Consider the following 8,631-nt stretch of genomic DNA (forward strand, 5'->3'; position numbering starts at 1 on the left):
CAACATTGGTCACTTCGACAACGAGATCGACATCGCCGGTCTCGAGAAGATGCCCGGTGTCGTGCGTCAGACCATCAAGCCGCAGGTGGATGTGTGGACGTTCGAGAACGGCCGCAAGATCATCATGCTGAGCGAGGGTCGACTCCTCAACCTTGGCAACGCCACGGGCCACCCGTCGTTCGTCATGTCGAACTCGTTCACCAACCAGGTGCTCGCGCAGATCGAGATCTTCACCAAGGGTGACAAGTACCCGCTCGGCGTCCACGTGCTTCCCAAGCATCTCGACGAGGAGGTTGCTCGTCTGCACCTCGATGCCCTCGGCGTCGAGCTCACCGAGCTGACCAAGGCGCAGGCCGAGTACCTTGGGGTCGACGTTGCCGGTCCATACAAGACGGATCAGTACCGCTACTGACGGTCAGGCCTGAATGAACTACCGCCGCACGAAACGCGACCGAGTCCTCGTCGTCGACGACGATGCCTCCCTCGCGGAGATGTTGACGATCGTCCTCGAGGGCGAGGGACTCACGGCAGCGGTGTGTCGTTCGGGCGACCGGGTCTTGGCGGCGTTCGCGCAGTTCAAGCCCGACATCGTCCTGCTCGACCTGATGCTCCCGGGTCTGGACGGCATGAGCGTGTGCCGTCAGATCCGGGAGAAGTCGGGCGTGCCGATCATCATGCTGACGGCCAAGTCCGACACACCCGACGTCGTCGCGGGGCTCGAGGCGGGCGCGGACGACTACATCACCAAGCCCTTCAAGAACACCGAGCTGGTCGCAAGGGTCAGGGCGCGCCTTCGGCGGTCCGATCAGCTAGCCGAGCCGCTCGAGTTCGGTGAGATCGTGCTCGATCCCGCCGGTCACACGGTCACGCGCAAGGGCGAGCCGCTTGAGCTGACGCCGTTGGAGTTCGACCTCCTCGCCTGCCTGCTGGGCAACCCGTCGCAGGTGTTCACGCGCGAGGTCCTTCTCCAGAAGGTCTGGGGTTACCACCACCCGGGCGACACGAAGCTTGTCAACGTCCACATGACGAGGCTTCGGTCGAAGATCGAGGACGATGCAGAGCACCCGCAGATCATCCGCACGGTGCGCGGCGTCGGCTACCAGGCGATAACTCCCACCTGATGCGTAGCCTGACCAGCATCTGGCGTCGGTCGATCCAGGCCCGCGTCGTCACGAGCACGATCGTCCTGAGCGCTCTCGTCATCTCCCTCACGGGCTGGGCCCTGCTGCGCGACGTGGCCAGCGGTCTGGCCGACAGTCGTCGGGTGGCCGCCATCTCCGAGGCGCGCTCGGGCTTCAAGTATGCCCAGACGCAGCTCGACGCCACCGTGGAGACGGAGCCTGCGATGCAGTCGCAGACGCTCACCCAGATGGTCGACTCGCTCACCAGCTCGCGCGGCGCCAAGCGGACGTACGAGCTCGTGCTCGAAGGACCCCTGTCGGCCACCGACAGCGGGGTGCCCACTCGCTCGTCCGCCGCCATCACTCCGGGCTCGCTGCCCGCCGACCTCACCACGGCGGTCAAGGACAGGCCGGGCACCTACTGGCGCTACTCCAACTTGGCGCTCCTGGGTTCTGCAGCCCGCGACCCCGCTGTGGTCGTGGGCAGTCAGTTGCGGGCGCCCGGCTCCGGCGACACGTATGCGCTCTTCTACCTGTTCTCGATGGAGAATCAGCAGTCGACGCTCGACCTCGTGCGGCGGGCCCTGCTCCTCGGCGGTCTGGCGATGGTGCTGATGGTCGGCGGGGTCGCCTGGCTGGTGTCGCGACAGGTCCTCGATCCCGTGCGGATGGCCCGGCGCATCGCCGAGCGTTACGCCAGCGGCAACCTCGAGCAACGCATGCATGTCAGGGGCGAGGACGACATCGCCCGGCTGAGCACCTCGTTCAACCAGATGGCCGCGAGCCTCCAGAGCCAGATCCGCCGGCTGGAGAACCTCTCTCGTCTGCAGCAACGATTCGTGTCCGACGTCTCTCACGAGCTGCGTACACCCCTCACGACAGTGCAGATGGCGAGCGAGATCCTCTTCGACGCGCGCGAGACCTTCGACCCGCAGACCTCACGGTCGGCCGAGCTCCTCAAGGGCGAGCTCGACCGGTTCGAGGCGCTGCTCACCGACCTGCTCGACCTGAGCCGATTCGACGCCGGTGCCGCCAGGCTCGAGCTCGACACGGTCGACCTGGCGCAGATCGCGAGACAGTCGGCCGACGATGCCCTGCTGGCACGCAATGGCATCGCCGTGCGGCTCATCGGGGCTGACCAGCCGGCGATCGTCGAGGCCGACATCCGCCGCATCGACCGTATCGTGCGCAACCTGCTAGCCAACGCCGCGAAGTACAGCGGCTCGGCGGGCATCGAGATCGAAGTCTCCCAGAACGAGCAGTGCGTGTCACTGGCGGTGCGCGACCACGGCATCGGTCTCGCCGGCGATGAGAACCTCCGCGTCTTCGACCGGTTCTGGCGGGCCGATCCGGCGCGTGCGCAGGGCGGCACAGGACTTGGTCTAGCGATCTCCCGCGAGGACGCCTCGCTGCATGGGGGGACGTTGCTGGCATGGGGTCGTCCCGGCGAGGGCAGCGAGTTCGTCCTGACGATCCCGAAGCCCGAGGGCACGGCGACGAGACCGGCGATCGTGTCGGTGTATGCGTGAGGACTTCCAGCCGGCGCCGCGCGGTGCTCATGGCCCTGGTCGCTGGCTTCGCCATGACGGCGTCGGCATGTGCGGGCATACCGACGTCCGGTCCGGTCAGCAAGGTGGCGGACGACAGCGGTTTCGGTGAGAGCACGGTCCGCTACTCCCCGGCGCGTCCCCTGCCCGGGGCTTCCCCGCAGCAGGTCGTTCGGGGCTACCTCGACGCCATGCTGGCCTTTCCTGCCTCCTCCGGGACGGTCTCGACGTTCCTCACGCCAGGCGCGGCGAAGACCTGGAAATCGTTGGCAGGGGTGCGGGTGTATTCACAGTCCGGGGTGCTGCTCTCCGGGCCCTCGACGGCGCCCGGCGCAAAGCCGCAGCTCGGTTCGGCGGCTCCGGTGGTCGTCAGGCTCGGCATCGTCGACAATGCCCAGCTCGACCAGCAGGGCCATTACACGCGGCGGGTGAGCCGGTCGAACATCAACTACCGGCTCCAGCTGGTCGACGGGGAGTGGCGTATCTCCAACCCTCAGCCCGGGCTCCTGGTCACCAGCAAGTTCTTCACCGACTACTTCCGGCAGCTCGACATCTACTTCTTCGATCGACCGGGCGAGCGCCTCGTGCCTGACCCGGTCCACCTCGCGGTCGGTGACCGGCTTCCGACCGCGCTCATCTCCAGCCTCGCGCGTGGCGCGGCCGGCGGATCGGACGTCATGCGCACCTTCGTCCCGGGCCTTCGTTCGCTGAGTCCCTCGGTGCCTGTCAACAGCGACGGGGTGGCAGACGTCGAGTTCGACGCCGACCTCGATGCCGTGAACGAGTCGTCCCGCGAGCACCTCTCCGCACAGATCATCTGGACCCTCCGTCAGGTCCCGGGCATCTCTGCGGTGCGGGTGTTCGGAGGTGATACCGCACTGAACACTGGCGGCGACGCGGCCCAGTCGATCGAGTCGTGGGGGGCATACGGCCCCAGCGTCGCCAAGGTGCGCGCCTTCGCGCTGGCTGGGGACAAGGTCATCCAGATCAATGACGACAGCGTCGAGCCCCTCACCGGGGCGTGGGGCCGTGATGCGCGCGGAGCGACGAAGATCGCGGTGTCCGACGACGGGGTGGCGGGCGTGCTGGCTGCGCGCTCGCAGGTGAGGGTCACCAACCGCAAAGGTGGCGATGTCAGGACGTTCGGTGGATACCGGCTCATCGATCCCCGGTGGGACGACGACGGGGGCCTCTGGATGGTCGACCGCGCGAGTCCGCAGACCCGGGTCAGGCGGGTGGTGGGTGGCGCCGTCCAGACGCTCGACACCGGCTCGCTGGCGACCCTGGACGTGCGCGTGTTCGCGTTGTCACCCGACGCGTCGCGCTATGCGGTCACCGTGGACACCGGTGGTGGCCGGTCGGCCATCTACGTGGGCACGATCCGCCGTGATGCGAAGGACCGGGTTATCGGCCTCGGAGAACCGGTCAGGGTCTTCATCACCGCCGCCCGGCCACGATCGGCGACGTGGACGTCCGGGACCGAGCTCAGCTTCCTGGCCGACAGCAACTCGGGGGTGCAGGTCTACACGGCGGCCATCGATGGGTCGGCCACGACGGGAGGAGCCTCCGGAGGAGGTGCATTGCTGCCCGACGTCCGCGCCGGTTCCCTGGTCGTCGGCAGTGGCACGACACCAACGCAGTACGCGACCGATGCCCGCCGCCGGCTCTGGAATCTCGTGCCGGGCAGGTCCTGGAAGCTCCTCGACACCACAGGAGTCACGGGTCTCACCTCCGGACGCTGATCTGTGCACAGGCCGCGTCGGGGGTGGTTCCGCTCAGCGCTCCCACCAAGGACCGTCGGACCATGCACGATCTTCTCGTGGCGGCGGCCGATCTTTTGCTGGGCGCACGCTGCCCCGGCTGCGACCGCGCGGCGCTGACCCTGTGCCGGGCGTGCGGCGTGGCGATCAGTCCCGCGCCGGCGGTGTGCCAGCCCCTGCCGACGTCCCGTGCCGCAGTGCCTTCCTCGTCGGCGCTGCGACCAGTGCCGACCGTTGCTGCTGGGATCAACGCAGACGTCCTGCGGCTTGTGCTGCTCGCCTGGAAGGAGAAGGGTCGCCACGGCCTCACGACGAACCTGGCGCACCTCCTGGCAGCCTCGGTCGCGACACACGCCGCCACCGGCCACCCACTCGTCCTCGTGCCGGTCCCGACGTCGCGCCGCAGCAAGCGGCTGCGCGGCGTTGACCTCGTCGACAGCCTGGCCCACTCCTGCGTACAGCTCCTGCGCGAGGTCGGCATCGACACGCGGACGACGCAGGCTCTCGCGTACGCGCGCGAGACCGCCGACCAGGCTGGTCTCGGCGCTCTTGACAGACGGATCAACCTCCAGGGTGCCTTTCGGCTCAGATCGGGGCGGCGACTCGCCGGGCGTGACGTCGTCGTTGTCGACGACATCATCACGACCGGGTCGACCGTTGCCGAGGCGGTCCGCGTGCTCACCGATGCCGGTCATCGGCCGGTCGGCATCGCCGTGGTGGCCGCGACCCCACGTGCCTGCTGATTCGAGATGAACTTCTGTCGAACTCTGGCGGTTCCTTTGGCGCCGGTCTACCGTCACACATACGACATCAGGACAGTGCTGAACATCCAGGAAAGGGAGTCCCCATGGAAATTGTGGTCAATGGTCGCAACAGCGAGATCTCCGAACGTTTCCGGGAGCACGTGGAGGAAAAACTTCTCCGCCTCGAGAAGTACGACAGCCGCCAGAAGATCCACCGTGTCGAGGTCGAGGTGACTCACGAGAAGAACCCGCGCCAGCACGACAAAGCAGCCCGCGTCGAGATGACACTGCTCTCGCGCGGTCCGGCAGTCCGGGCCGAGGCGGCCTCCACCGACCAGCACTCCGCGCTGGACGCAGCGATCGACAAGCTCGAGTCGCGTCTGCGCCGCACCGTCGACCGGGCCCGCATCCACCGCGGACAGCACGCCCCGACCTCCCTGGCTGAGGCCACGGCAACGCCGCCGATCGAGGATCTCGTGATCGACGAGCCCGAAGAGGAGATCTCGGTCAGTGAGACGGTGCCCATCGATGCCCAGGGCGACTGCCCCATCGTGGTGCGCGAGAAGACCCACGCCGGCTCTCCCATGACGCTCGACCAGGCGATGTACGAGATGGAGCTGGTCGGCCATGATTTCTACCTCTTCATGGAGAAGGACTCGATGCGACCCAGCGTGGTCTACCTGCGCAAGGCATATGACTACGGAGTCATCCATCTCAACGTCTCGGACTGATGTTGTGACTGATTGCCCCGGTGACGTGGCATGATCGACAACGTGACTTCTCGGGTTGACGGCATCCGGGTCCTTCTGGTCGATGACCAAGAGCTCTTTCGGCGTGGCGTGAAAATGGTGCTCGGGGCTGATGACAGCCTCGAGCTTGACGAGGTGGACGACGGCGACAAGGCTCTCGAGCTGATGGCCGACACCCCGTACGACATCGTGCTGCTCGACGTCCGCATGCCGGGCCGCAGCGGGGTGGAGGTGTGTGCCGCCATGAAGGAGATCTCTCCGACCACCGGCATCATCATGCTCACGGCGAGCGACGACGAGTCCGATCTCTACGAGTCCATCCGCAGCGGTGCCTCCGGATACCTGCTCAAGGACGGTTCGACCTACGAGCAGGTGGCCGAGGCCGTGCGTCTGGTGGCAGCGGGTCAGTCGCTCATCAGTCCCAGCATGGCGACCAAGCTGCTCGACGAGTTCGTACAGATGTCCAAGAGCCCGGCGCCGACCACCAATCTCACTCCCCGAGAGCTCGGCGTGCTGCGGCACGTGGCGCGAGGCCGTAGCAACCGCGAGATCGCCGAAGAGCTGTTCATCAGCGAGAACACCGTCAAGAACCACATCCGCAACATCTTGGAGAAGCTCCAGATGAAGTCGCGCATGGAGGCGGCCATGTACGCCGTGCGCAGCAAGCTCGTCGACGACGTGCTGTGACCCTCACCGCCCTGCAGGCCAGGCGGATTGCGCTGGCGGCGCAGGGGTTCACCCGGCCGCGGCCAGGTTCGGACCCCGACGCCACCGTCACCGCACGGCAGGTCGGCACTGTCATCGACAGGCTCGGCTTCTTCCAGATCGACTCGGTCAACGTCCTCGCTCGCGCGCACTACATGCCTCTCTACTCGAGGCTCGGCGCCTACGACATCGACCTGCTGCACCGCGCCGCCGGCCGCAAGCCCCGCAAGCTGTTCGAGTACTGGGCGCACGAGGCGGCGTTCGTCGACGTGGCTCTGTGGCAGGCATTCCAGTTCCGCATGGAGTCCGGCGCACGGATGTGGGGTGGCATGTCGCGAATCGCCCGGGAGAAACCAGAGTTCGTGGCGTGGGTGCTCGACGAGGTGCGCGTCCACGGCCCCCTCACGGCGCGAGAGATCGAGCACGACGCACCGAGGGAGAAAGACGGCTGGGGCTGGAACTGGTCTGAGGTCAAGGCTGCGCTGGAGTACCTCTTCTACAAGGGCCAGGTCACAGCGGTCAGACGCAACTCGGCGTTCGAGCGGGTGTACGACCTGCCTGAACGGATCATTCCGCAGGCGCAGTTCGACGCGCCTCCGCTCGACTCGGCGCAGGCCCATCAGGTCCTGGTGTCGCACGCTGCCCGGGCGCTCGGCGTGGCGACAGCGCAGTGTCTGCGCGACTACTTCCGGATGGACCCGCCTGCGACGAGGGCCGCCATCGAAGACCTGGTCGACGTTGGTGAGCTCATCCCGACGAAGATCGAGGGCTGGAGCCGGCCGGCCTACGTGCACCGTGACGCCGTGCAACCGCGCAAGGTGACGGCGCGCGCGCTACTGAGCCCGTTCGACCCGCTGGTGTTCGAACGCACGCGCACCCTGAAGCTGTTCGACTTCCGCTATCGCATCGAGATCTATGTCCCGGCCAGCAAACGCATCCACGGCTATTACGTTCTCCCCTTCCTTCTCGGCGACAGGCTCGTCGCACGGGTCGACCTCAAGGCCGACCGCCGGGCTGGCACGCTCGTGGTGCACGGAGCCTGGGCCGAGTCACACGCGCCCCCTCGTACGGCCGACGAGCTCGCAGCCGAGCTGGCTCTGCTGGCGCACTGGTTGGGGCTCCCGACCATCAGCCATCCCGTCGCGGGTGATCTGGCCGGGGAACTTTCGGCAGCTCTTGCTCGTCGCCTAGACTGATGTTGCCTTGGTTTCCGGGCACTGTAGTTCATCCCCGTTTTCAGTCGCCGCTTTCAGGAAGTGCCATTCGTGCCCAAAGTCATCGACAAGATCCTCCGCCTGGGTGAGGGCAAGATCCTTCGCCAGCTCGAGGCCGTCGCCAAGCAGGTCAACGCTCTCGAGGACGAGTTCCATGCGATGAGCGACGACGAGCTCCGCGGCATGACTGAGGAGTTCCGCTCACGTCTCGCCGACGGTGCCTCGCTCGACGAGCTCATGCCCGAGGCGTTCGCCACGGTGCGCGAAGCCGCGCAGCGAGTGCTCGGGCAGCGCCATTTCGACGTCCAGATCATGGGTGGCGCAGCCCTTCACCTGGGCAACATCGCCGAGATGAAGACCGGCGAGGGCAAGACCTTGGTGTCGACCCTTCCGGCCTACCTCAACGCCCTCGAGGGCAAGGGCGTGCACATCGTGACGGTCAACGACTACCTCGCCAAGTACCACGCCGTGTGGATGGGACGTGTCCACCACTTCTTGGGCCTGAGTGTCGGCATGATCCTGCCGAGCGTGTCACCCACCGAGCGACGAGAGTCGTACGCCGCCGACATCACCTACGGCACCAACAACGAGTTCGGCTTCGACTACCTGCGCGACAACATGGCCGACGACATCGCCGAGTGCGTACAGCACGGGCACAACTTCGCCGTCGTCGACGAGGTCGACTCGATCCTCATCGACGAGGCCCGCACACCGCTCATCATCTCCGGTCCCACCGAGGACGAGGTCATGTGGTACGGCGAGTTCGCCAAGATCGTCGGTGCCATGAAGATC

8 protein-coding genes and 1 pseudogene are annotated in these 8,631 nt (G+C 66.6%); all 9 read left to right on the top strand.

The window, feature by feature from the left end; genetic code table 11:
- Nucleotides 1-412, top strand: a 412-nt coding sequence (locus tag H7290_RS12280; protein WP_290514305.1) for an adenosylhomocysteinase, incomplete at its 5' end; no start/stop codon positions are given.
- Between the two features lie 13 nt (nucleotides 413-425).
- Nucleotides 426-1,121 (top strand): MtrAB system response regulator MtrA, encoded by a 696-nt coding sequence (mtrA, locus tag H7290_RS12285; protein WP_290514306.1) that lies wholly within the window; start codon nucleotides 426-428, stop codon nucleotides 1,119-1,121.
- Nucleotides 1,121-2,650, top strand: coding sequence for an MtrAB system histidine kinase MtrB (gene mtrB / locus H7290_RS12290; protein ID WP_290514307.1), 1,530 nt, complete (start codon nucleotides 1,121-1,123; stop codon nucleotides 2,648-2,650). The genes mtrA and mtrB overlap by 1 nt, the downstream gene beginning before the upstream one ends.
- Nucleotides 2,647-4,410 (top strand): LpqB family beta-propeller domain-containing protein, encoded by a 1,764-nt coding sequence (locus H7290_RS12295; RefSeq protein ID WP_290514308.1) that lies wholly within the window; start codon nucleotides 2,647-2,649, stop codon nucleotides 4,408-4,410. Before mtrB ends, H7290_RS12295 begins: the two co-directional genes overlap by 4 nt.
- A gap of 62 nt (nucleotides 4,411-4,472) precedes the next feature.
- A complete protein-coding gene (locus tag H7290_RS12300; RefSeq protein WP_290514309.1) occupies nucleotides 4,473-5,171 on the top strand; it encodes a ComF family protein in 699 nt (232 codons plus the stop codon).
- A 104-nt stretch (nucleotides 5,172-5,275) separates the two neighbouring features.
- Nucleotides 5,276-5,902: a ribosome-associated translation inhibitor RaiA gene (gene raiA / locus H7290_RS12305; RefSeq protein WP_290514310.1), complete on the top strand. Its 627-nt coding sequence runs from the start codon at nucleotides 5,276-5,278 to the stop codon at nucleotides 5,900-5,902.
- 42 nt (nucleotides 5,903-5,944) lie between these two features.
- Entirely contained in the window at nucleotides 5,945-6,607 is a 663-nt protein-coding gene (locus H7290_RS12310; protein ID WP_290514311.1) for a response regulator transcription factor, read from the top strand.
- Nucleotides 6,604-7,821 (top strand): crosslink repair DNA glycosylase YcaQ family protein, encoded by a 1,218-nt coding sequence (locus H7290_RS12315; protein WP_290514312.1) that lies wholly within the window; start codon nucleotides 6,604-6,606, stop codon nucleotides 7,819-7,821. Before H7290_RS12310 ends, H7290_RS12315 begins: the two co-directional genes overlap by 4 nt.
- Before the next feature lie 69 nt (nucleotides 7,822-7,890).
- A pseudogene (locus H7290_RS12320) lies at nucleotides 7,891-8,631 on the top strand (preprotein translocase subunit SecA); the annotation flags it as partial.

The organism is Aeromicrobium sp., assembly GCF_014378035.1.
GTDB lineage: Bacteria > Actinomycetota > Actinomycetes > Propionibacteriales > Nocardioidaceae > Aeromicrobium.